The 23,716-nt window shown below is 50.8% G+C and carries 19 protein-coding genes; 14 read left to right on the plus strand and 5 right to left on the minus strand.

Features of this window, described 5'->3' with window-relative positions; translation table 11 throughout:
* Positions 1-3 precede the first annotated feature (3 nt).
* The 5 genes from STH12_RS02255 to STH12_RS02275 are packed head-to-tail and all read left to right on the plus strand — an operon-like array spanning position 4 to position 5,670.
* The gene (locus tag STH12_RS02255) at positions 4-984 is read left to right on the plus strand and encodes a PilW family protein (protein WP_126166057.1); all 981 of its coding nucleotides are present in this window, start codon (positions 4-6) and stop codon (positions 982-984) included.
* Between the two features lies 1 nt (position 985).
* Positions 986-1,420, plus strand: a complete 435-nt coding sequence (locus STH12_RS02260; RefSeq protein ID WP_126166058.1) for a pilus assembly PilX family protein — start codon at positions 986-988, stop codon at positions 1,418-1,420.
* Positions 1,421-1,424: 4 nt separating this feature from the next.
* The gene (locus tag STH12_RS02265; protein ID WP_126166059.1) at positions 1,425-4,970 is read left to right on the plus strand and encodes a pilus assembly protein; all 3,546 of its coding nucleotides are present in this window, start codon (positions 1,425-1,427) and stop codon (positions 4,968-4,970) included.
* Positions 4,971-4,975: 5 nt separating this feature from the next.
* The gene (locus STH12_RS02270) at positions 4,976-5,380 is read left to right on the plus strand and encodes a type IV pilin protein (protein WP_126166060.1); all 405 of its coding nucleotides are present in this window, start codon (positions 4,976-4,978) and stop codon (positions 5,378-5,380) included.
* Positions 5,377-5,670, plus strand: coding sequence for a TapY2 family type IVa secretion system protein (locus STH12_RS02275; protein WP_126166061.1), 294 nt, complete (start codon positions 5,377-5,379; stop codon positions 5,668-5,670). The genes STH12_RS02270 and STH12_RS02275 overlap by 4 nt, the downstream gene beginning before the upstream one ends.
* Before the next feature lie 49 nt (positions 5,671-5,719).
* Here STH12_RS02275 and STH12_RS02280 read toward each other — a convergent pair whose 3' ends face one another.
* Positions 5,720-6,202: a GspH/FimT family pseudopilin gene (locus tag STH12_RS02280; RefSeq protein WP_126166062.1), complete on the minus strand. Its 483-nt coding sequence runs from the start codon at positions 6,200-6,202 to the stop codon at positions 5,720-5,722.
* A gap of 124 nt (positions 6,203-6,326) precedes the next feature.
* Positions 6,327-6,833: a GspH/FimT family pseudopilin gene (locus tag STH12_RS02285; RefSeq protein ID WP_126166063.1), complete on the minus strand. Its 507-nt coding sequence runs from the start codon at positions 6,831-6,833 to the stop codon at positions 6,327-6,329.
* 138 nt (positions 6,834-6,971) lie between these two features.
* Here STH12_RS02285 and glnB point away from each other — a divergent pair, with 138 nt between their 5' ends.
* On the plus strand, positions 6,972-7,310 hold the full coding sequence (glnB, locus tag STH12_RS02290; protein WP_126166064.1) for a nitrogen regulatory protein P-II: 339 nt from the start codon (positions 6,972-6,974) through the stop codon (positions 7,308-7,310).
* A 239-nt stretch (positions 7,311-7,549) separates the two neighbouring features.
* The gene (locus STH12_RS02295) at positions 7,550-8,839 is read left to right on the plus strand and encodes an NAD(P)/FAD-dependent oxidoreductase (protein ID WP_126166065.1); all 1,290 of its coding nucleotides are present in this window, start codon (positions 7,550-7,552) and stop codon (positions 8,837-8,839) included.
* Positions 8,840-8,891: 52 nt separating this feature from the next.
* Here STH12_RS02295 and STH12_RS02300 read toward each other — a convergent pair whose 3' ends face one another.
* Positions 8,892-9,911, minus strand: coding sequence for a LacI family DNA-binding transcriptional regulator (locus tag STH12_RS02300; RefSeq protein ID WP_126166066.1), 1,020 nt, complete (start codon positions 9,909-9,911; stop codon positions 8,892-8,894).
* Positions 9,912-10,328: 417 nt separating this feature from the next.
* On the opposite strand from STH12_RS02300, the gene STH12_RS02305 reads away from it, so the two are divergent.
* The 3 genes from STH12_RS02305 (at position 10,329) to STH12_RS02315 (ending at position 15,208) form a co-directional block, all read left to right on the plus strand.
* Positions 10,329-12,968, plus strand: a complete 2,640-nt coding sequence (locus STH12_RS02305) for a TonB-dependent receptor (RefSeq protein ID WP_126166067.1) — start codon at positions 10,329-10,331, stop codon at positions 12,966-12,968.
* A 61-nt stretch (positions 12,969-13,029) separates the two neighbouring features.
* Positions 13,030-14,553: a tryptophan halogenase family protein gene (locus STH12_RS02310; protein ID WP_126166068.1), complete on the plus strand. Its 1,524-nt coding sequence runs from the start codon at positions 13,030-13,032 to the stop codon at positions 14,551-14,553.
* Between the two features lie 10 nt (positions 14,554-14,563).
* A complete protein-coding gene (locus STH12_RS02315; protein WP_126166069.1) occupies positions 14,564-15,208 on the plus strand; it encodes a putative 2OG-Fe(II) oxygenase in 645 nt (214 codons plus the stop codon).
* Positions 15,209-15,255: 47 nt separating this feature from the next.
* Here the strand turns inward: STH12_RS02315 and STH12_RS02320 are convergent, their stop codons facing one another.
* Positions 15,256-15,948 carry a SapC family protein gene (locus STH12_RS02320; RefSeq protein ID WP_126166070.1) on the minus strand — a complete coding sequence of 231 codons (693 nt, stop codon included), beginning with the start codon at positions 15,946-15,948 and terminating at the stop codon, positions 15,256-15,258.
* Between the two features lie 160 nt (positions 15,949-16,108).
* Complete coding sequence (locus tag STH12_RS02325) at positions 16,109-16,999, minus strand: sulfite exporter TauE/SafE family protein (RefSeq protein ID WP_237158717.1); 891 nt, start codon at positions 16,997-16,999, stop codon at positions 16,109-16,111.
* Between the two features lie 533 nt (positions 17,000-17,532).
* Between STH12_RS02325 and STH12_RS02330 the strand changes: the two genes are divergently transcribed.
* The 4 genes from STH12_RS02330 to nagK all read left to right on the plus strand — a co-directional run bounded on the left by STH12_RS02330 (position 17,533) and on the right by nagK (position 23,701).
* Positions 17,533-18,396, plus strand: coding sequence for a substrate-binding periplasmic protein (locus tag STH12_RS02330; RefSeq protein ID WP_126166071.1), 864 nt, complete (start codon positions 17,533-17,535; stop codon positions 18,394-18,396).
* Positions 18,393-19,880, plus strand: coding sequence for a methyl-accepting chemotaxis protein (locus tag STH12_RS02335; protein ID WP_126166072.1), 1,488 nt, complete (start codon positions 18,393-18,395; stop codon positions 19,878-19,880). Before STH12_RS02330 ends, STH12_RS02335 begins: the two co-directional genes overlap by 4 nt.
* Positions 19,881-19,910: 30 nt before the next feature.
* The gene (locus tag STH12_RS02340) at positions 19,911-22,565 is read left to right on the plus strand and encodes a family 20 glycosylhydrolase (RefSeq protein WP_126166073.1); all 2,655 of its coding nucleotides are present in this window, start codon (positions 19,911-19,913) and stop codon (positions 22,563-22,565) included.
* 230 nt (positions 22,566-22,795) lie between these two features.
* The gene (gene nagK / locus STH12_RS02345; protein WP_126166074.1) at positions 22,796-23,701 is read left to right on the plus strand and encodes an N-acetylglucosamine kinase; all 906 of its coding nucleotides are present in this window, start codon (positions 22,796-22,798) and stop codon (positions 23,699-23,701) included.
* Positions 23,702-23,716: the final 15 nt, after the last annotated feature.

The raw sequence follows: 23,716 nt of genomic DNA on the forward strand, positions 1-23,716 counted from the left end.
GTGATGTTGACGAAGTTAAGGATACAACGAGGATTGTCGCTGGTTGAATTGATGGTCGCCTTGGTCATAGGGTTATTTTTGACCGGCGGCATTTTCGCGATGTTTTCCATGTCTGCTACCAACGTAACCACAACCAGTCAGTATGGCCAGCTTCAGGAGAATGGCCGTATTGCATTGGCGATTCTGGAGCGGGATCTGACACAGCTGGGGTTTATGGGGGACATCACCGGAACCGACTTTATTGTTGGTGGTAACACAACGCTGGACTCTCTTCCCGCTCTTGCCCTTGACTGCGTTGGTGCCGGAGCCAACAACGCAACCTTCCCGAATAACACGCCAGCTCATTTTCGCAAACTTTGGGGTTATGAAAGTGGTGTCAGTGCGGACTCTCTGACTTGTTTAGGAGCATCAGGTGTTGTGTCTGGCACTGACGTTCTTCAGGTCAAAAGAGTCATAGGGCCAAATGTTGCAGCGGCTGGTGCTACAGCTGGGCGCTTTTATCTGGCGACCACCTCAAATCAAGCCATTTTCTTTGCCGGTGGCGCGGTACCTGTGCTCGAGAATGCGCGGTTTTGGGAGTACCAGCATCATGTCTATTTCATTGCCAATAACACAGCAGGCGTTCCGGAACTGAGGCGTAAAACTCTGTCGAGCACCGGCATGAGCAACGATGAGCAGTTGGTGGAAGGTATCGAGAATATGCGCATCATGTATGGCTTTGACAATGACGGCGATGATACCGCTGATACTTATATGCCGGTTCAAAATGTCACCACATTAATGTGGGACAACGAATTGTTCCAACGCTTGGTTGCGCTTCGGATCTATTTATTGGTTCGATCTGTACAGCCTGACAGAACCTACAAAAATGATGTGCAATACACCCTGGGAGATAAGGTGATTGCAGCGCCCAATGATAATTTCAGGCGTAAAGTGGTTTCAACAACCATAGTGCTCGAAAACCCGGTACTGATAAGGAATTGATATGAGAAAAGAGCAAGGCATGGTGCTGTTTGTAGCGCTTATTGTCCTGATAATCATGACGGTTATCGGTGTCGCTTTGGCTGTCAATTCCGGTCAGTCACTTCGTATGGCGGGTGCCGGTGCTGAAAGAATTGAGGCAATGTCCGGTGCTCAGGGAGCTCAGGATAGAGTGATCAACAATAATAAAGGTGCGGCACTCGCTAACTTAGGGGCTGGTGGCATTCAAGAGCGAGTTGATGCCTTCAATAGTGATTCTGAAATATTACCGTTGACGTTGGGTGATGTCAGCTGTCAACGAAGCTCCAGAGCATCTGGAGCGAATCTCATCAGCTGTCGGCGTGCGGAAATTACCACGACGACGACATACGGGCGTAAGGGACTGGGGCAGTTGCAGATAGTCTCAGGGATTGAACAGCAGGTTCTGACCGGGAATTAAGATTATGTTCAGGAAAACCATCGTTGGTGTGGCCGCTGCGCTCACCGTTATGTCTGGTGTTAGCTTTGGTGATGACACTGAGCTGTATCTTATTGAATCCAACGTTAGGGTAGGGAAAAGGCCACAGGTACTGTTCGTCTTCGATAACTCAGGCAGTATGTCCACGGAAGACCAAAACTCAAGCAGCTCCTATTGTTCCCCGGCTGAAGCGACTGCTGGCACCTGTACTTTGGACCCAAATTTCGTCGAATTTGCGGAAAGTTACTCCGGTTATATTAACGACAATGCCATATATTGGAATTCTGGCGGGATAGACGGCAGTAGTACCATGCCGACACCCGAAAACCCAACGGATAGTCGCCGTTTTTTTCATGAAAACAACAATTGTAATGGCGCAAAAAAAGCCTTGGCGAGCCGTGGTCGATATACCGGTTATATGTGGGAACGCAACAAAACCGGAAATACCTATGCTTGGGAAGACCTGAAGGAAAATGAGGGTCTCAATAAAAATGATATTTTTGATTGTTGGCAAGATTGGAATGAATCAGACCCTTCTAACCCCGGCAGCACCTATTCTACAGATGGCTATCCACAAAATGGTGCTAAAGATGGTTATGTCTCCGATAGACCAGCGACCTCCCCTCCATTAGGCCGCCCAGTTACCCTTTATACTCCTCACTATCTAGTTTGGTACAAATGGGCCACTACAACTACCGATGGACAGAATAGCGGTGGTACTGGAACGCGTTTGGAGGTTGCCAAGGAAGCAATGCAGGATGCCTTGGAAAACCTGAGTATTCCGATTGATGCTGGTTTGGCGATTTTCAATTTAAACTATCCAGAAGATGGCAATGCGGATGGCGGCCGGATTGTTTATCCAATTCAGGAAATGACATCAAGCAACGTGAACTCTCTGGTAACTTTGATTAATAGTACGCCAGCACAAACTAATACACCACTCTGTGAAACCTTATACGAAGCATATCAGTATTTTAGTGGTGGGCCTGTTACTTATGGAAATAAGGATGCCAACGGAAAGGGCTGGTACAAAATTGACGGATATCAGGTTAATACGCCGCCAAGTATTTTGAGTGAAGGTAACTACACAACGCCCTTCAAGAAATGTCCCGATGTTGGTTATGTAATCTATATTACAGATGGTGCCCCAACACTGGACAATCACGCAGATACTAGCATTAGTACTTTAATAGGAAATGCCAAGGTCAAGGCTGACTATAGTACAGTGAGTTATTACGATTCTTATCTTGACGAGGAAAAGGAAAGTTATTTCCCTGCGCTCGCAGCATATATGTTTAACAATGATTTGGTATCTGGGCCCGTAGACTCCAAGGGTAACGATAACAAGCAATCCGTCAGGTTATTTACAATCGGCTTTTCTGCAGGCGCCGATGCCGCGGCAGAGTTGTTGGAGGAGGCCGCCTTCAGGGGGGGGAATCCTCGAAATGATAGTGGAGTATCAAAAGGCTATTATCGGGCTGCAACGGGTCTGGATTTGGCTGCAGCGTTGGAAGATGCGCTGAAGACGATTTTGGCGGTCGATTCTTCGTTCACATCGCCCAGTATTGCCAGTAATAACTTTGACAAAACCCAAACTTATAACTCAGCCTATTATGCGATGTTTCTTCCTGGCAGTGGCCCCAGATGGAGTGGGAATCTTAAGAAACTCAAAGTAACGGCATCTGGTGAATTGGTCGCGCCTGGTCCAACAGCTAATGCTATTGATGAGGCTGGCAACATTTCCTCGACAACCTGCACTTATTGGAACTCATGTGCTTCGAGTGCTCCCGATGGGAATAGGGTCAATTCTGGTGGGGTACTGCCTAAGCTGAGGGCAAAGCTAAAATCCAGGAAGATTCTTACCAACGTTGGCGGTTTGACCGATATTGACAATGTTGCTGAGTCAACGATGTACAGTTTGCTCGGTAGTCCAGCGGCAGAATCTGAAGCTGTAGCTGTTCAGACTCATCTGGATTGGCTGTATGGCGTCGATGTTGACAACGACGACAATGATTTTGATGCTGATGGAAAACCAATTGTTACGGATGCCCGTGAAGATATTATGGGAGACCCTCTGCACTCCAAACCGTTGGCTATTAACTTTGGCGAATCCACCTCAAGTTTGGATGTGCGAGTCTTGGTAGGCACTAACCAAGGTTTGCTGCACATGTTCAAAGACTCTGATACAGGCAGCAATGATTACAGCGTTGGTACTGTTGATGAGTCCTGGGCTTTTATTCCGGCAGAGCTAATCGATAACTTACCTGCTCTGAGACAAAACGAAGCAACTGGAACGCATAATGTGTATGGCTTGGACTCATCACCCGTTGCTTACACCAAAACAGATGCGTCGGGTAAGGTGATTGAAGCCTGGGTATACATAGGTATGCGCAGAGGTGGTTCATCTTATTACGCATTGAATATTACTTCACCCGACTCGCCAGTGCTTGGCTGGGTGATCAACCCGAGCTCGGATGGATTCACCAATTTAGGCCAGACATGGTCTGAGCCAGTCGTCACTACGGTTCCCGGTGTGGATGGCCCTGTGCTGATATTTGGTGGAGGCTATGGTGATTCCAGCGCTGGTAAAGGTAAGGGTGTTTATATTGTAGAAGCCTTAACCGGTAAAAAAATACATCATTTTGTTCATGATGATATGGACGCCATTCCGAACAAAGTTGCTGTTCTTGACAGTAATAACGATGGTGCCACCGACAGAATCTATGCTACCGATATAAGTGGCAATGTATGGCGTATGGACTTGGCAAACAAGGTTCCTGGAGATTGGACGACCTTTAAGTTTGCCTCTATCGGCAGTACTTCGCCCAACAATCGGATGTTTTTTGCTGAGCCGACAGTTGCTCAGACTCAGTTCACCAATCTTCATTCGGAAAGCGGCGTATTGTCTTATCAGACAATTCCCTATGATGCAGTAACTGTTGGTTCCGGTAACAGAACACACCCGCTGGATGCTACAACCGTCGATATGTTCTATGTATTCCAGGACAGGAATGTGGTGTCTAAGCATTTTAGTGATACTGATACACCTGCGGCCCTGACGATTGCAGATCTCTACGATGTCTCGTCGAATCCGCCATCGTCAGAAGCAGACAACGTCACTTTTGGCACCAAGCGCGGCTGGTACTACGATTTCAATATGGCCGGTGAAAAAACCTTGTCTGCATCATTGATTTTTGACGGCAAGGTATATTTCACCTCATTTATCCCCCCGACCGATCAAACCGTAGATCTGGACGCTGGCATATGTGGGTTTTCAGGGCAAGGGCGACTCTACGTATTTGATTTACATAAGGGAACCAGGACCTACAGCCAGGTTTACTATGAGCTGGGTGAACGGGTGCCAGACACGCCTCAAATTGTTATCCCTGAACCCAAGGAAGGGGAGGAACCTCAAGCCTACATCATCGGTGTGGGTAAAGGTGAGCAGGATGAAAATGGGCAATATAAAGGTACTATCAACATAGGTACCGGTCTTGACACGAATAAAATCTACTTTCACGTGGACGAGTAATTGGAATGAAGAAACAGGTTATCGGTTATACGCTGATTGAAGTGTTGATTACTGTAGGTATAGTTGCCATATTGGCGTCAATTGCCTACCCGTCATACGTGAAGTATGCCGCGAAAGGGAATCGTTCAGAAGGTCAGGCTGCAGTAATGAGAGTTGCTAACTTGCAAGAGCAGTACTATCTCGACCACAGGACTTACGCCGCTGATATGACTAAACTGGGATTGGCGGCTGACCCCTTTATTTCAGAGAATGGGCATTACTCGGTCGACGCGACAACGGCGGATTCTGGCGCAAGTTTTACCATCACAGCAACACCTCAGGGGGCTCAGGCCTCAAGAGACACTGAGTGCACCACTTTGACGATTACCGACACCGGTGTTAAGGGACCTAATCAGGAGTGCTGGAAATGAAGCTAATCAATCTAGCGGCTATTGTGGTCATTTTATCTGTTTCTGGACATGCTTGGGCAGAGCAGAGTGACTACAAGTGCTTTGTAACAGCCAGTCAGGGGCAGAAAATTGTCTTTTTTGGTTGGAAACCTGCTGATGTTGAAAAAAATCAAATGAGGTTGGTCGGCAAACGACTTCAGGATTCGAAAGGTAACCCCAATTACATCAAAAAAGTGCACGAATGTGTCTCTTTAAAAGAGGACTTTTCTGACAAGCTGGCACGAAAGCTTGATACGAAGACCTTACGCTAATAGCCAATACAACACCTTGCGGTAGAGCAAATATCTGCCGCAGGGTGAGTTAACTGCAGCTCTGCCCATCACTGGCCGTTTTAATGAGACCTGTGACAGAAAGCTCGATACTTTTAGAATAGGTAGTTTCACCTTTAGGGCAATAAGTAAAGGTGATAGCCTGAGACGCTAAACCATTTGGAGTGAATGTAACGTTCAGGCCTTTAACGCTGTCCTTAGCATTGAACGCATTGATGAGTTTGAGCGTTTCTTGAGTGTTATCAGGTCGTACAAGAAATACTCTTATGCCTTGTTTCCAGTCAGTACCGCAACCTGATGCGCCTGCCGGGCAAACTCCCACAGTCGCACCATAAGAAAACGCCTGATTTCTCGCAAACTTAAGCGCATCCTGAATTTTTCTGATTTCACTGTCGGCCCTTGCTCTATCGTACCAAGAGGATAACGATGGCAATGCAACCACAGCCAGAATTCCCGCTATAACAACGGTCACCATGACTTCAACCAGCGTAAATCCTTTTGATGGGGTGTGCATGAGCTTATCCTCGAAGACGTATATCGTTTGAGTATACGTCAGTTATCGGGATAATTCAGCTGTTTCTCATCATTGAAATTACGACAATTAATTGTCACAAAAGGATATTTTGACAATTTTCCGTTTACTCGCAGCTTACCTTTTCCTGACCCAGTCGTATGCGGCCAGCGTTACTGATAATCAATGATTTACCATGGTCGCCTGACGGGGAACCAGCACAAAACTTAAAGGTTCCGTTTGAGCCAGACGCCAGTCCTTCGGGAAGGAAGCGTAAGCTTCGACGACTAAACTGCAGGGTGTCGCTGGGGTCGATGGCGGGGAAAGTTTGGATAATCCTGTCTGTACCATCAAGGCAGCTTGTGGTTCCTGTGTCAGTAAACAAAGAAAAACCACTGGCCCAGTTATCCGAGCAGCAGCTGTTTTCAATCGGGCACAAGGTAACTCTAACCCCATAGCTTATCGCGTAGCTGCGTGCGAGTTTCGCCAGCGCGTCTATTTCCCGAATCTTGGAGTCGGCACGAATGGCATTTTGAAGTGTTGCGAGTGAGGGCAGAGCAACAGCTGCCAGAATGGCGAATACCGCCATGGCAACCATCAGCTCCACCAGCGTCAATCCTTTGCTGGTTTTCATCTTTCTCGTCCGTGAAAAAGTTTGGTTGAATTTGAGTATAGTTCAGTGCTCAGAATTCGCGAATGCGCCCTTCATGGCCGAGAGCAATACATGTTAAGCTTGTGTCATTAACAACAACTTCCCTACAGGAGCGGGTGGATGAAAAAGGTCGAAGCCATTATCAAGCCCTTTAAATTGGATGATGTGCGCGAAGCGCTGGCGGAAATTGGCATTACCGGTATGACGGTATCTGAAGTTAAAGGCTTTGGGCGCCAAAAAGGTCATACTGAGCTGTATCGCGGTGCTGAATACATGGTCGACTTCCTGCCCAAGGTGAAGATTGAGCTGGTTATCCAGGATGATCTTTTGGATCAAGCCCTTGATGTTATTGTCGATACCGCTCGCACAGGTAAGATTGGTGACGGGAAGATTTTCGTTACTGATATCGAGCGGGTGATCCGGATCCGTACCGGTGAAGAAAACGAAGAAGCGGTTTAAGTTAGCTGAATAAATCATAAAAAGGGGCCTCGGGCCCCTTTTTTAGTGGCTAACTCTGTCATTCAAGCGTAATCAAGGTCGACCCTGGTTTAATGCACTGTAAGGATTTTTATTTGCAAATTAACTGACTGCTTATGTGTGTAAAGTTTGGCATATATTTCTAATTAACTTAATTGCTTAGCTTGTCTTCATCCGGAGCTGTGTTATAACTGCCTCAGATCGGGCGAGGGAGGTAAACAGTGGGTACGAAACGCATCGTTATAGTAGGTGGCGGGGCCGGAGGCTTGGCTTTGGCATCCATGTTGGGCCGCAAGTTAGGGCGAAAAGGTAAGGCCGACATTCTGCTGATTGACAGAAGCCCTATCCACATTTGGAAACCCAAACTCCACGAAGTCGCAGTCGGCGTGATTGACCAGTCCATTGAAGGATTACTGTACCGCGACCATGGGCTTAAAAATGGTTATCGCTATCAACGCGGCGCACTCGAAGCCTTGGATCCCGATGCGAAAACCATCCAACTTTCCGCACTTTACAGTGACAATAACGAGTTACTGATGGGGCCGCGGGTCATCGAATATGATTATTTGGTGCTTGCCCTCGGTGGTGTTTCAAACAGCTTCAATACGCCAGGCGCCGACGAAAACTGCATCTTTTTGGACAACCTGGAAAGCGCCGAGCGTTTCCACCGCCGTCTGCTTGACGGCTTGATGCTGCTTAATGAAACCCAAACCCGGCTCAGTATCGGCATTGTTGGCGCTGGCGCAACCGGCGTTGAACTGGCGGCCGAACTGCACCACGTGGTTGAGTCGGTTAAAGAATTTGGCTATCAAAACATCTCTAAGCAGCATCTGGATATTCATTTGGTGGAAGCATCCCCTAAAATTCTGCCGCAGTTACCCGATAGAGTCAGCGGGCGGGCTCAGGCTGTGCTAGATAAAATTGGCGTACATCTGCATTTGGGCGTGCAGGTAAAAGAGGCGACAAAAGAAGGCTTTATCACCCAGGATGGCACCCTGATTGAAGCGCACATTAAGGTATGGGCCGCAGGTGTTAAAGGGCCTGATGTGTTTGCGGATCTGACAAAATTACCCATTACGCCGCGTAATCAGGTTGAAGTCGATGCCTGTATGCGAGTTAAAGGCCACAGAGATATCTATGCCATGGGGGACTGCGCGCAGCTCATCCTGGCGAGTGGTAAACCGGTTCCTCCCAGGGCGCAGGCGGCATCGCAGATGGCTGAAACCCTGTATCGCAATATCCTTAACAGGCTCAAAGACAAAGCCGAAGTGCCATTTGAGTACCATGACTATGGCTCTTTGGTGTCGTTAAGCCGATTCTCTGCAGTCGGGAATTTAATGGGCAATCTTCGCAGCGGTGATTTCTTTATCGAAGGCCACGTGGCCAGGTTCATGTATTTGTCGCTGTATCACCGCCACCTGGCGAGTTTGTTCGGCTGGTTTTCTGCCATGGTATATCGGCTGGCGCAAAAGCTGTTGAGATGGCAGCGCCCCAAGCTGAAGCTGCATTAATCAAAACGGTAAAACGATACAGGGCAGCATTGATGCTGCCCTGATATATGGGTTAACGCAGCGGCGCTGCACTCGAGTCGCGCACCACAGGCTCTGGCGTAAATACCTTGGCGCTTTCCTGGCGCAACTCTCTTCGATGGGCAATAAGAAGCTCGGTCGCAATTTGGGCGATTTTCTCGTTTGGCTGATGCACAGTCGTGAGTTTGGGCCAGGTCTGACGCGAGAAGGGGCTGTCTTCGAAGCCGACAATTGATATCTCACCGGGGATATCCACTCCCATCAAACGCGCCGCAAACAAGGCGCCCGCGGCAATTTCATCGTTACAGGCCACGATAGCCGTTGGCCTCGGCGTGGCAGACAACAGCGCTTTTGCACCCTCTACGCCCGATTCAAACGAATACTCACCATCGACCACAAATTCAGGGTTAAGCGGAATGCCATTGTCGGCCAGAGCATCACAGAAGCCGGCGAAGCGCTCTTTGGTGGACGCGTGCTGCTCGTCACCGCTGATAAAACCAATCTGGTCGTGGCCCAAATCTATCAGGTGCTGGGTGATGGACACTGCGCCGTGACGGTCGTTCACCAGTACGGTAAGGCCACAGCTGTCTTCTTTGGATTCATCACCGGCGATAATGCGTACATAGTGGGCGTCTATGCTGTCCAGTGCGGCAAGGATTTTTGGGTCTTCCGATAACGGCGGCGTCAGTACCAAACCGGCCAAACGCGCATGCTTTACCAGCGCCATCAACTCGTCACAAATGCTGTCGGCCTTGGCATCACAGGGGTGGATCAGCAGTTCATAGCCTTTATTGCGGCATGCCGACAAAATCCCGTTTTGCATATCAATGATGTAGTAGGCGTTGGGGTTATCGTAAATAAAACCGACAACATAAGATTTGGTGCCCGCCAGATTGCGCGCAGCCAGGTTGGGCTGATAGTTCAGGGCCTTAATGGCTTCATTCACCTTATCAATGGTGGACTGCTTTACCGACGGCTCGTTGTTGGTTACCCGGGAAACGGTTTTAATCGAAACCCCGGCATACTTGGCGACATCATTGATGGTGACTTTCATCTAAAAGCTCAATTATTCAGTTTGTTATCTGCATTTTATCCGCTGGCTGCCGACAGAGACCGCCATTATGTATACCGGATATTGCATGTGGTTTGCTTGAGAATATTTCACGTATAGTGCTGACTTTTATCGGGATTGGCAATCGCCTTTTCCCTGATTGTGGCTGCTGACCACGACTCGTAGCTTCATCCTCATTTAAGATGACTGTGATAACATGCTGTTCACAAAAGGTGTTTCTTGTAAGTGGCTTTTGTCACCCTTGTACTGGAAACATTTTTTTTCGTTCCTGAGTTATTTTGTTGTGGTAACGCTGTTAATTATTGTGTAATGTTTGCGCTAGACATGACAGCGTTGTCATTCCCTCGGGAATGGTTATGGATGCAAAAAACATAAAAAATAATATGGAAGGGAAACGAGATGCGACCATCTACCTTTAAAAAGAGTGTCCTCGCTACCAATATCGCTATCCTCCTCGGTGGTGCGGTATCAGTAGGTGCAGTGGCTGCAGAAGCTGCCAACGAAACTGCCAACATTGAAAAAATCGAAGTTCGCGGTATCCGCGCTTCAAACAAAGCCAACATCAATGAAAAGCGTTTCTCCAATGCCGTAGTTGATGCTGTAACTGCCGAAGATATCGGTAAGCTGCCAGACTCTGACGTAGGTCAGGCGTTGGGCCGTGTTCCTGGTGTGACTGTGGGTCGCACTTTCGGTCAGGGTAGTTCCGTATCTATCCGTGGTACCGATCCTCTGATGACTCTTACCACTCTGAATGGTCAAAACGTTGCTTCTACTGGTTGGTATGACCAGATGAACGTTGACCGTTCATTCAACTACTCCATGCTGCCAGCTGAACTGATTGGCGGTATGGAAGTATACAAGACCACTCAGGCCAACCTCGTTGAAGGTGGTATCGGTGGTACTGTAATCGTGAAAACCCGCAAGCCACTGGACATGGAAGCCAATTCCATTTTCGGCTCTGTAAAGGGTGAGTACGGTTCAATCAACGAAGAGTGGGCACCTGAAGTGTCTGGTCTTTATAGCTGGAAGAACGAAGCCGAAACCTTCGGTGTTCTGGTATCTGGTGCCTATGTAGATCGTGAGTACCTGCGTGTAGGTACCGAAGCCGATCTGGATTGGGGCGGTCGTTCCTCTATTCAGCCTTCAAGCTTCCTGCAAAGCCAGGAACGTACTGCTATTGACGCTACTCTCCAGTTCCGTCCAACTGAAAACCTGGAGTTCGGTGCGCACATTCTGTCGCTTAAACTCGGCGCAGACAGCATCGGTGCTAACATGTATATCAACACTGACACCAACTGGGGTGCCGGTGACTCTAACTGCCAGAGCTTCAACGCCGCTGGCGTATGTACTTATAGCGATACTCCAGAAAGCGCACCAACTGACGTGTTCTTCCAGAACTGGGCTCGTAAGGGTGAGATGACCTCTGATACCTACGAACTGAACATGGAATACGACGGTGACGGTTACTCCATTGCTGCCGTGGCCGGTCAGACCAAGGCTGAAGGTGGTACTCAGATGAGTGCAAACTTCGGCTACGGCTGGTGGGGCGACAAGTTCAAAGATGTGAAATGGGCTGGCGTGGTAGATGCTACCGGCAAGCAAATCGACATCAATGGTCGCGACATGAGCTTCGGTCTGGACCAGCTCGACACTACAGTAGGTACCTCTCAGTGGACTGGTATCCAAGGTCCTAACACGGACGAAGAAGCTTACGTTCAGGTAGATTTCGACTTCGATTTGGATCTGGGTGTTATCAACAAGTTTGAAACCGGTATCCGCTACACTGAGCACACCTTCGAAAAAGAAGAATATCGCGCTGTGTATGGCAGCAAGCCTAACGTATTCAACAGCACCGATCTTTACGGCGGCACCATGAAGCTGGGCTATGACGAATGGACCATTCCAAAAGCCAACCTGGATGCCATGATCGACTCTACCATTTCTCTGGTTGATGAGTTCGTTTACAGCCGTCCTGCCTATGGCAAGATCGACGAAGAAAACCTGTCTCTGTACGGTATGTTCTCGTTCGAAGGTGAAGGTTTCCGTGGTAACTTCGGCCTGCGTTATATCCAGTCTGACGTGACTTCAAGCGGTCACGTGATCGACAACTCGCCAGCAAACAACCTGGGCATCAATGCAGGTTGGAGCGAAGAAGTTCACACTGTAAGTGATAGCTACCATGACGTTCTGCCAAGCGTAAACGTGGCATTCGATCTGGCTGATGACGTTATCCTGCGTTTAGCTGCTGGTCAGGCAATCACTCGTCCAAACTACGACAACCTGTTCCTGTCTACTTCATCAGGCTATCCAGATGACCGTCAAGGCAACGAGCAGATCACCTATGGTAACCCAGGTCTGGAGCCAATGAAGTCGTCTCAGGCTGACGTCAGCATCGAGTACTACTATGGCGATGGCAACCTGTTTGCTGCTACCTACTTCATCAAAGATATCAGCAACTTTATCGTAGCTACCACGCCAGAAACCAAGGCGATTGGTGTAGTAAACGAAGATTTGGGCACCGACAGCTGGATTGTTGACAGCTATATGAACGCCGGTGGTGGCTCTATCGATGGTATCGAACTGCAATTGAACCATGCGTGGGACAACGGTTTCGGTATCAACGCCAACTACACCTTCACTGACGGTACTGCGCCTGCTGAAGTGTACACCGACAACATTGGTGTATTCACTGAAGCTTCCAAGCACACCACCAACCTGGTTGGTTACTGGGAAAATGATACTTTCTCAGCCCGTGCTGCTTACAACTGGCGTAGCGAGTACATGGTGCGTGAATACGGAAAATACTACGGCAACCGTATGCACGATGACTTCGGTACTCTGGACCTGACTCTGGGTTGGACTGTAACTGAGAACATCGCTCTGCGCCTTGAGGTGATTAACCTGACTGCAGAAGATGACGTACAGTACGGTGCTGCCGGTGCAGGTACTGCGGTTAAGCCTGCACTGCAGGATGGCTACCCAACCTGGTCGTTTAAAGGTGAAACCACCTATAAACTGGGTGCCAGCTTTAACTTCTAATCTGTATGTGTGATAAAAACCCAGTCTAGGCTGGGTTTTTTATTTTGGGCGGAAAATAGAAATGAAAGTAAGGACTATTGCGATATTAGGTGGTGGAACCGCAGGTTGGTTAGCTGCCAACCATCTTGGCGCCGAACTTGCCGGCGACGCTGAAATCGAAATAACCCTGATTGAGTCGCCGGATATCGCCACCATAGGTGTCGGTGAGGGCACGGTTCCGTATATCATGAAGTCATTGAAACGCTTTGGCATTTCGGAAGCTGAGCTTTTGGTCAAATGTGATACCACCTTCAAGCAGGGGATAAAATTTGTCAATTGGCTGGATCCCAAACTTCATGGCGAGAATCACTATTACCATCCCTTTGATATCCCTTATCCAAGTGGATATGACGTTACTCCCTACTGGTTAACTCAAGACGGTAACCAGCCTTTTGATGAAGTCAGTATTCAAGGCCGGGTGTGTGAATTAGGTTTGGCGCCGAAGAAGAAGAGTTCCGGCGAATACGTCGGAGACTTGTCCTACGCCTATCATTTTAATGCTCAAAAGTTTGCAAACTTACTGGCCGAAAACGCCAAATCCCGCTTTAACGTCAAGCATCAATACGCCACGGTGACAGGCGGGTTACTGGATGACAATGGCGCCATTAAAGCCTTGGTAACTGAGAATGGACAAGAGCTTGCCTTCGACTTCTACGTCGATTGCAGTGGATTTCATTCGGTATTGCTCGACAAGGTGCTGAATGTACCATTTGTGGATAAGGGCCATGAACTGCTCACCGATTCTGTGATGGTGCAACAGGTGCCTTTGAAAGAGGGAGAAGCATTGGCACCTTATACCACGGCTACCGCGCATAAGGCCGGTTGGATATGGGATATTCCACTCACCACCCGCCGTGGTACCGGATTTGTTTATTGCTCTAAATATATGAGTGACGACGAGGCCCACACCCTGTTTGCTCAATATCTCGGTGTTGATAAGGCCAGCATCAGCCCGCGGAAAATTCCGATGCAGATAGGCTACCGTCAGGAATTCTGGGCAAAAAACTGTGCCACCCTGGGACTCGCTCAGGGCTTTGTTGAGCCGCTGGAAGCGACTTCCATTTTGGTCACTGATTTTTCAGCCGAGCTGCTGGCCAAGAACTTCCCCAGAGACTCTGACGACATGGATATCGTCAGACCCTATTACAACAAGGTTCTGACCTACGCCTGGGAACGCGTCATCGATTTCATTAAACTGCATTACTGCTTGTCTGACAGGCAGGATACCGGTTTCTGGGATGACAACCGTAACAGTGCAACCTGGTCCGACGAACTGAAAGAGCGCTTGGCTAAATTTGCCATTCGTCCGCCACAACAGTCTGATTTCTTTACTCGGTTCGACTTGTTTGATGACAAAAACTTCCTCTATGTACTTTATGGGATGAAGTTTAAGACTAAAGCCAAAGCCATAACCCTGGTGGAGATTGAACAAAGCCAGAAATTGTTGGAATTGAACAATAAAATGGTCGAGGCTGCACCAAAACAATTACTGGCTCATAAAGATTGGCTGGACGGTTTGAAAGCAGCAATGGCCCGCGCGGGTTAACGGTAACTTTATGTACACCCCCATTTTTGACAGCGGTGTTTGGCTGGCTGACGTTAACGAAGCGGAGCACGGAGATGAGCTGCGCCTGTGGAGCAACATCTTAGAGCAGCTGCTGCAGCACCCCAGTGTGTTGGCTAAAGCAAACGTGCCGGATGCGGCCGGTGGCAGAGCGCTGTCGTCAGTACATTTGGCTGATCAACTAGACCTGCTGAACATCCTCAAGGTGCGTGAGACTCGACTTGGGCATTGGCTGATGTATCAATTGCATGATGCGGCCAAGGCCTTGGGGTTTGATAAAACCCGGGACATCAGGAAGTTTAAATTCCATCGGGTGTGGGCAAATGAAATGTCGTATGGATCCGAGGCGGTTGCACATCGTCATGCCGCCGATGATTGGGTCATACCCCATATGGTGGCGATTTTCTATGTCGATGTACCGGATAACGGCGCCGATTTGGTGTTTCTGGATGATGATAGTGATGAGATGAGACTCGGTAGTTTGAGCACATTTGCACAGTCACGACAGTACCGACTCAAGTCTGAGCCTGGGCGTCTGATCTGCCATGATGCAAAACAGCTTCATGCAACCACCGTCCATGAAAGTCGGTTGCCTCGGCGCTGTATTATCATTGAGGTGGGTTTCCCGCCCAAATAAAAAAAGCCGGGGCATACCCCGGCTTTTCTTTAACGTGCTGTACAGGCTCAGTTACCCATAACCAGGTCAATCTGGTTCAAAGAGGCCAAGTGAGCATAGATTGCTGACAGGGCGCCTTTATTGAACAGCTCCAGTTTGGCTTCGTCGCTCAGCTGGTGCAGCTTTTGCTCATCAACCATGTAAATGCCGTCGTAGTTGGCTTTGGCGCCATCTTTGCCGTTTACGGTCAGAGTCTTGGGATGCAGCAGGTCATGGTCAGCCAGCGTCTTAACGAATTGCTTGGTCAGTTCACGGAAGTCGAACAGCTGGCCGATGAACTTCACACGGTCTTTCAAAAATTCGGTTTGCTCGCCTTGCTCGTCGAACAGCGCCACGCCTTCTTCTTCGCTCAGCAGTTCACTGTTCTGATTGATACCAATCATCAGTTTTTCATTGGTTTCATCTGGGCCTGCGATAAAGGGGGCTACACGCAGCTGCATAGGCACATAACGCTGGGTCCACTTACCGTCCTTGATAAATTGGTTGCTTTCAGGCTGCAGCGAGGTGATGGCCACTGGCTGGAATTCACCGCTTTCGGTGTTCTTGGCGAAGATGATAGGGAAGCTGGTAGCGGCAGGCATAAATTCCTGTACAACCAAAGGAAGCATGTGGTGCTTTTCAAACTCTTTCAGTTCAAGCGCCTGTTTAACTTTGATATTTTTGTGAACACTGTTGTTGAGAGGAACGTACTGCGCAGTCATTCTTATTATCCTTTATCTAAGAGTCATGTATCCGGTTTCAAAACTCCACCGTAAGAGCCGCCAGCTTCATCAACTGCAGCTGGGTTCGGACACCGAAGACCCGATGTTATCAATGGTTGTGGAACATGTCACCACATGGTTAACAGCAAATGTGTGCCCATCACTGCACCAGCATCACGCAGCCGGTGAGCACTATCCAGAAGGCGAAAAACAGTTTAAGGCCTTTGACCGGTAACACCAGTGCCAGCTTGCGGGCGAGTATGCCGCCGATAATGGCGCCGGGGCCGGCAAAGAGTACCAGTTCAAACAGTGCGTTACTGCATGGAGCCAAGTGTAGCGGTGCAGCTGACCAGACGGTAAGGGCCGACACTATGACGCCTGCCGCCACCGACATGGGCGCATTGAAGCGGCGGATAAGCAGGTAAATCACCATAAGCTCACCCACACCCACCGACAGCCATGCGGTGATGATGCCTCCGCCAAGCCCGATACCAAGTAGCGCCAGCAGATCCCACTGACTCAGGGCAGTGCGATGCGCCTTGGTCTGCTTTCTTACGCTATTGGCAATAATGGCGGCGCCCAACAGAATCGAGAAGATGCTGAAGCTGGTGTGCAGCGAGGCGGGGGATTGCAGCCCAAGCCCCTGGCACAGCCACAGGCCTGCAATTGCCGCAGGCGCTGTCCAGACCACGGCCTTGGGTAACATCTGCCATTCGCAGTCCTTCGCATGGCGTTTCTTGAAATGGTAACTCCAGCTGAGGGCGCCTGCTGTCATGCCAAAACACTGAATCGCAAAGGACGTCGCCACCGCCTGGACCGGGGTGAACTGAAGGGCATCGAATACGGGAATAAAAATAACGCCGCCACCGGCGCCTGTGCTGTTGGCAAAGATAGCGCCGCTGATCCCAAGCAGCATGAATCGGCCATGGGATGCGAGCAGCTCAGAAAGGTCGCCAAGGCTGTTTGCCCACATCAGCCATAGGCCCAGGGCTATTAACGGCAGCAGTGGCCAGAGCCAGCGGCTCTTGTGTAGTGTCAGTTCAGTTTGCAAAGCCGTTCCTTTTAGGTTGTTGTTATGCCAACGGCGATGGAATTAGAAGGAGTCGGCGCAGCAACTCTTGATAACTGCTGGCAGATTGTCCAAGATTTTAGCAATGAATGACATCGCTGTCATTCGGTTGTCTGTTGAAGCTGATTTCGTAATTTACTGAAAAATATAGTTATAACGAATGACTCTCAGAAGCGACGAAAAAATGTCAAAAAATTGTAGAAATCCTGTGCCGCATTGTGTAATGTAACCAATGACAGCGTTGTCATTTGCTTGTGTGGCTTTGTTGTCTTGTAAGGTCTGCATGAAAGGGATGAGGTCTCCTTTTTCATGTGTTTATTGGCAAGTACGTATCTGTCGGGCGGCTATGTACTTGTATTTAAACTTAAATAGTCTCTCCCCAGAAACTATTGTTGGCTGGGTGCTGTACGCAGTGCCCAGCCCTTTTTTTGGGTGATTGACCAAAAAGCCCGGGTATTGGCGGTACTAAAACAACGACAACCCCCATGGCGAAAGCCATAAAAGAGGGCTGCACAATGCAAACAAGGTCTTGGTTTTACGCACTGTTTTTTTCGGTTTCCCTTGCCGGCGCTTTGCCGTGCCAAGCCGCTGACGCATCTCTTGTCACTACCATTCCCAACAGTTGGCAGTTCACTCTGCTTACCGAGGCGCTGAAGCGCTCGGGCACTGACTATCAGATTTCCCAACTTAGCTCCGAGATGAACCAAAAGCGCAAGGTTGAAGAGGCGCTTGAGGGCAACATTGATATCTTTTGGAGCATGACCTCAGCCGAACTCGAACGTACCGTATTACCCATCAGGGTGCCCTTGTTCAAAGGGCTGCTGGGCAACCGGCTGCTTATCATCCGTGATGCGGATCAGGGCCGTTTTGCCAAGGTTAAAAACAAACAGGATTTCAGTGCTTTTCGGGCAGGTCAAAACCGTTACTGGCCCGACGCTACCATTATCGAATCCAACGGTTTGCCGCTGATTACCAGTTACAAATACAAAAACCTTTACCCCATGCTCGAAGGCGGTCGCTTCGATTATCTGGCGCTGGGCGCTCAGGAAATCTGGGATGAGCTGGCTAAACATCCTGATCCGGCGCTGAAAGTCGACAGCCACGTCTTATTGCAATACCGCAGTCCTGCGTACTTCTTTGTTTCCCCCAAACGTCAGGCGCTGGCCGAGGATTTGAACCTTGGCCTTGAGGCCATGATTGCTGATGGCAGTTTCGATCGCATGTTCAATAAAGAGCTGAAAATCGACGAGCTCTATCGCATCGCCAAATTCAATGAACGGGTCATCATCCGCTTGAATACGCCGGATTTGAGCCCGCAGACGCCGGTAAACCGGCCTGAGTTATGGCTCGATCTGTTCAGTATGGAGGGGGTGAAATGAATAATAATCTGGCTCTCAAGGTGCAGATAGGCCTGGCGGTGGCGCTGTCAGGCTTGATGGTGCTGCTGTTTGGTGCGACCTTTTTATTTGAAAAGCAAAAGCTTGAACAGGCCTTTGCCGAATATGAAAAAGACACACTTGCCAGCTTGGCAGTGACCATGGCTCAGCCGGTGTTTACCTATGATTTTGAACAGATAGAAGCGATTTTGTCGGTGACGCTGGAGCAGGAGCAAATTGCCGCGCTTAAGGTGTTCGACCATCGCGGTAAGCCCATGGCCAGTGTTGGCAGTAATACCGGCGAAGATGCCGGTCTTGAGCAAAAGAGCATCAGCTTCAGCGACAACGGCAAACCCACCGGCAAGATGGACGTGACCTTTACCCGGGCGCCCATCGAGGCGCGGCTCAGTGCACTGCTGCTTGGGCTGCTGGCCCAGGGCGCACTGATTTTGCTGCTGTCTATGGTGGTCATCGTCATTATTCTCAAAAAGTTAGTGATTACTCCGCTGGCCCATGTGGTATCGGCGATGGAGGATGTTGCCAGCGGTGATGGCGACCTGACCCGGCGGCTGCCGGTGGAAAGTCAGGATGAGATTGGCCGTCTGGCATCGGCATTTAATGCCTTTATTGAACAAATTCATGCCACTGTAACCAAGGTGCAGGAAACCGCTGTCCAGCTAATCGAAGGGGCGGGAACCCTGGGAAGCCTGAGCGGCGCCAATAATCTGAGGGTGCAGGAGCAGCGTCAGGAGACCGAAGCCGCGGTGACGGCGGTAAGCCAGCTGTCGGCCAGTGCTGCCGAGGTGGCAGGCAATGCCCTGCGCACCTCCGAAGCCGCGGCCGAAGCCGATGCTCAGGTGGATGAGAGCCAGCGCCGCTTTGACCAGAGTCTGGGACTGACCCGGCAGCTGGTGGATGAGCTCAGTCGCTGCGCGGTATCGGTGCAGCAGCTGCAGCAGGAAACGCAAAAGATTGATGAAGTGGTGGTGGTCATTAACAGCATTGCCGAGCAGACCAATCTGCTGGCGCTGAATGCCGCCATTGAAGCTGCCCGGGCGGGAGAGCAGGGCAGGGGCTTTGCCGTGGTGGCCGACGAAGTGCGCACCCTGGCAAGCCGTACCCAGCAAGCCACCGGCGAAATTCAAAAGATGATCCAGCAGGTGCAAACCCGGGTGAATGATACGGTTACCGTGATGGGCGCCAGTCAGCAGCTGTCGGATAAGTCGTTGTCGCAGGCCGAGGAAATCAAATCCATGCTTGCCAGCGTCACCCGCCTGGTTTCCAATATCAACGCAATGAATACCGAAGTGGCCCATGCTGCATCCGAGCAAACCAGCGTCACTGAAAATATTTCCAGAAGTTTGAACGATCTCGCCGGCATCTCAGGTTCGGCCTCAGCAGACAGCGCCTCGTTGGCGCAGTCCGGTGAGCGCCTGTTCCAACAGGGGGAAAGATTGCGGGCACTTGTAAACTCATTCAGGTTGTAGCCCTGAAAAACAGGAAAAATGAGGACAACAATGAAATTTTCCTTAGCCGCATCTGCGATTCTTCTCGCCCTCGGTGTCAGTGGGTGCTCACAAGCCCCGGTCGAGCTCGCTGCCGTTGCCGCCGAGCCTTCGGTGCTTAGTCAGGCCAGTTTGCAGGCCTTCGCCGATGGGCTGGACGTGAAATATCGGGTGATCACCAACAGACCCGATGAACAGTGCAAAAAAGACGCAGGCGAAGGCCGCTGCTTTCAGGCCGAAATTGTGCTGACGTCGCCCATCGACTTCGACGGCCGCGATTTTGAAATCTATTACAGCCAGATGCGCCCGGTGCAGTCGGTGCAAAGCACAGACTTTGTGATTGAGCATGTAAAAGGCGATTTGCACCGCATCAAGCCAACCGAACATTTCGGCGGATTCAAGGCCAACCAGAGTCAGACCCTGGCGTTTCGCGGTGAGCTGTGGCAGCTGTCTGAAACCGATGCCATGCCCAATTATTACATTACCGCGCCAGGACTTAAGCCTGTGGTAATTGCCAGCACCAGGCTCGCGGTAGAAGCCGAAACCGGCCTTGAGCTGCGCCCCTACGTTGAAGCCTTTACCGATGCCGACAAGCAGTATCGTCGTACCGACAATGACAAACTGCCGTGGGCAACGGCGCCAGTGCTGTTCGGGGCCAATCAGTCGCTTGTTGCTGACCCTGCCGCAGCGGCACAGCGCATAGTGCCTGCGCCTTTGTCGCAAACCTTGGAAGCGGACCTTGGTACGCTGGACTTGTCAGGCGGTATTGCCGTTGAACTGCCACAGGGATTGGATAAAGCCGCCATCGATGCTGCGCTGGCACGTCTTGCCCGCCTCGGTATTGAGGAGGCTGCGAACGGTGCCAAGCTCAAGCTGGTAAGTGATGACTCACTTGGTGCAGAAGCTTATAAGCTCCTTATTCGCCCAGAGGGCGCCGAGATTAAAGCCGCCACCAATGCCGGCTTTGCCTATGGTCTGTCGTCACTGGCAGCGCTTGTGCAGCCAGGCAAGTCGGTTATCAGCGCTCAAACCATCACAGATGAACCAAGATACGGCTTTCGCGGCATGCACGTGGATGTGTCCCGTAACTTCCACTCCAAAGAGTTTATGCTGAGCCTGCTTGACCAGATGGCGGCCTATAAGCTCAACAAGTTGCACCTGCACATGGGTGATGATGAGGGCTGGCGCCTCGAGATTGACGGCCTGCCGGAGCTGACTGAGATTGGCAGCAAACGTTGTCACGACCTTGCTGAAGACACCTGTCTGTTGCCGCAGCTTGGCAGTGGTCCGGATGCCGATGTGAAGGTCAATGGTTTCTACAGCAAGGCTGACTATATTGAGATCCTGAAATACGCCTCCGCCAGACAAATTCAGGTGATCCCGTCGATGGACATGCCCGGCCACAGCCGCGCTGCCGTCAAAGCCATGGAAGCCAGGTATCGTCGTCTCGCCGAGGTGGGCGATATCAAGGGCGCTGAAGAATATCGCCTTATCGACCCGGAAGATAAGACGGTTTACAGCTCTATTCAGTACTACGACGACAACACCCTCAACGTGTGTATTGAGTCGACGTACCACTTTGTTGACAAGGTGATTGATGAAATTGCCAAGCTCCACAAAGAAGCCGGTCAACCGCTGACCCGTTATCACATTGGCGCCGATGAAACCGCCGGTGCCTGGCTTGAGTCGCCCAAGTGTGAGGCCTTTATTGCCAATAACGACGAGGGCGTGACCGACAAGAGTGAGCTGGGTGCTTACTTTATCGAGCGGGTGGCCAAAATGCTCCACGACAAGGGCATTGAACCCGCTGGTTGGAGTGATGGCATGAGCCACACCCGCCCGGAAAAAATGCCTGCCATGAACCAGAGCAACATCTGGGATGTGGTCGCTCACAAAGGTCATCAGCGTGCCCACAAGCAGGCTAACCTTGGCTGGGAAGTCGTACTGTCTAACCCTGAGGTGCTGTATTTCGATTTCCCATACGAGGCCGATCCGAAGGAGCATGGCTACTACTGGGCGAGCCGCGCCACCAACAGCCAGAAGGTTTTCGGCTTTATGCCGGGTAACCTGCCGGCCAATGCGGAGCAATGGCTGGATATCGAGAACAACCCCTTCGCAGCTGACGATACAAAGCAGCTGGATGAGGCGGGCAAGGTTATCAGCGAGCCTATGCAGCCTGGTAAGGCCTTCTATGGCGTGCAGGGCCAGCTGTGGAGCGAAACCATTCGCAGTGACGAGCAGGCCCAGTACATGATTTTCCCCCGCCTGCTGATGCTGGCGGAGCGTGCCTGGCACAAGCCGGGTTGGGAAGTACCCTACAACCACGAAGGCGCGCTCTATAACCAGAGCAGTGGCACTTTCAGCGCCGAAGCCCGTGCGCTGCAGGCCGCCGATTGGCAGCAGATGGCCAACACCCTTGGTCATAAAGAGCTGGCCAAGCTGGATTTGGCCGGTGTGCACTACCGTGTACCCACAGTTGGCGCCCGGATTGAAGATGGCAAGCTGTCGGCCAATATCGCCTTCCCGGGCCTGGGTATTGAATACCGCGAGGCCGGTGGTAATTGGCAGCCTTATCAGGGACAGGTTGCGGTAACCAAGTTGCCGGTTGAAGTGCGTGGTGTGGCGGCAGATGGTACTCGCAAGGGTCGTACCCTCGAAGTGAAGTAACCACGATGTAACAACAGAGGTCTGATTTTTTCCTATGAAAATCAGACCTCTTTTTAGTGTCAGTTTGACGGTTTACGCGGGCTTCCCGCGGGGTGAACACAGAATTCTTCCCCTGTTCAAAAAACAAATGACAACGCTGTCATTTTTACTGTAACATGGGGTTAACTTGAAAAATGCATAGGCTGTGGACAACGGATCCACGCCAAATCCAAATGTGCAAAGAGGAACTCATGGCTTTTGACCAAACCCTGGAAGGGCAGTTGTATCTGGGTGTAGATGGCGGTGGCAGCAAATGCCGCGCTACCCTGTATAACCACAAACTCGAGGTGCTGGGCACAGGTGTTGCCGGGCGAGCCAACCCTTTGTTTGGTCTGGAGCAGACCTTTGAGTCGATTTTGGCATCTACCGAGCTGGCGCTCAAAGATGCGGGCCTGAGCCTCAGTGATGCAGGTTCGCTGGTGGCCGGTCTCGGGCTTGCCGGTGTGAATGTGCCAAGACTGCTTGCCGATGTGCAGGGCTGGCAGCATCCCTTCAAGGCCATGTATGTCACTTCCGATCTGCATACTGCCTGTATCGGTGCTCATCAGGGCGCCGATGGCGCTGTGATTATCACAGGCACCGGCTCGTGCGGCTATGTGCATGTGGGTGATGACAGCCTGAGCCTGGGTGGTCATGGCTTTGCGCTGGGCGACAAGGGCAGCGGTGCCTGGATGGGCCTGCGCGCCGCCGAGCATGTGCTGTTGCACCTCGACGGGTTTGCCAAACCCAGTGCGCTGACCGAACGTCTGTTTGCCAACCTGGGCGTAAACGATGCTCTGGGCATTGTTGAGAACCTGGCCGGCCGCTCATCGAGCTGCTACGCCAAACTTGCCCGCGAAGTGCTGTCCGCCGCCGACGAAGGCGATGAGGTGGCCAAGGCCATCATGCAGGAAGGTGCCGCCTATATCAGCGAAATGGCCCGCAAGTTGTTTGCCCTGAACCCAAGCCGCTTCTCCATGATTGGTGGTTTGGCCGAGCCCCTGGCCAAGTGGCTGGATGCGGATGTGACCGCGCGGCTTGAACCTACATTGGCTGCCCCGGAAATGGGCGCAGTGCTCTTTGCTATTCAACAACATACAAAACAGTCAGCGGCCTGAGGCGGCTGACTTTAC

This window comes from Shewanella khirikhana (assembly GCF_003957745.1).
GTDB lineage: Bacteria > Pseudomonadota > Gammaproteobacteria > Enterobacterales > Shewanellaceae > Shewanella > Shewanella khirikhana.

Excerpts from the sequence above, each read along its gene's own strand:
- STH12_RS02255 (WP_126166057.1), top strand. The coding sequence starts at position 4 with ATGTTGACGAAGTTAAGGATACAACGAGGATTGTCGCTGGTTGAATTG.
- STH12_RS02260 (WP_126166058.1), top strand. The coding sequence starts at position 986 with ATGAGAAAAGAGCAAGGCATGGTGCTGTTTGTAGCGCTTATTGTCCTG.
- STH12_RS02265 (WP_126166059.1), top strand. The coding sequence starts at position 1,425 with ATGTTCAGGAAAACCATCGTTGGTGTGGCCGCTGCGCTCACCGTTATG.
- STH12_RS02270 (WP_126166060.1), top strand. The coding sequence starts at position 4,976 with ATGAAGAAACAGGTTATCGGTTATACGCTGATTGAAGTGTTGATTACT.
- STH12_RS02275 (WP_126166061.1), top strand. The coding sequence starts at position 5,377 with ATGAAGCTAATCAATCTAGCGGCTATTGTGGTCATTTTATCTGTTTCT.
- STH12_RS02280 (WP_126166062.1), bottom strand. The coding sequence starts at position 6,202 with ATGCACACCCCATCAAAAGGATTTACGCTGGTTGAAGTCATGGTGACC.
- STH12_RS02285 (WP_126166063.1), bottom strand. The coding sequence starts at position 6,833 with ATGAAAACCAGCAAAGGATTGACGCTGGTGGAGCTGATGGTTGCCATG.
- glnB (WP_126166064.1), top strand. The coding sequence starts at position 6,972 with ATGAAAAAGGTCGAAGCCATTATCAAGCCCTTTAAATTGGATGATGTG.
- STH12_RS02300 (WP_126166066.1), bottom strand. The coding sequence starts at position 9,911 with ATGAAAGTCACCATCAATGATGTCGCCAAGTATGCCGGGGTTTCGATT.
- STH12_RS02305 (WP_126166067.1), top strand. The coding sequence starts at position 10,329 with ATGCGACCATCTACCTTTAAAAAGAGTGTCCTCGCTACCAATATCGCT.
- STH12_RS02310 (WP_126166068.1), top strand. The coding sequence starts at position 13,030 with ATGAAAGTAAGGACTATTGCGATATTAGGTGGTGGAACCGCAGGTTGG.
- STH12_RS02315 (WP_126166069.1), top strand. The coding sequence starts at position 14,564 with ATGTACACCCCCATTTTTGACAGCGGTGTTTGGCTGGCTGACGTTAAC.
- STH12_RS02320 (WP_126166070.1), bottom strand. The coding sequence starts at position 15,948 with ATGACTGCGCAGTACGTTCCTCTCAACAACAGTGTTCACAAAAATATC.
- STH12_RS02330 (WP_126166071.1), top strand. The coding sequence starts at position 17,533 with ATGCAAACAAGGTCTTGGTTTTACGCACTGTTTTTTTCGGTTTCCCTT.
- STH12_RS02335 (WP_126166072.1), top strand. The coding sequence starts at position 18,393 with ATGAATAATAATCTGGCTCTCAAGGTGCAGATAGGCCTGGCGGTGGCG.
- STH12_RS02340 (WP_126166073.1), top strand. The coding sequence starts at position 19,911 with ATGAAATTTTCCTTAGCCGCATCTGCGATTCTTCTCGCCCTCGGTGTC.
- nagK (WP_126166074.1), top strand. The coding sequence starts at position 22,796 with ATGGCTTTTGACCAAACCCTGGAAGGGCAGTTGTATCTGGGTGTAGAT.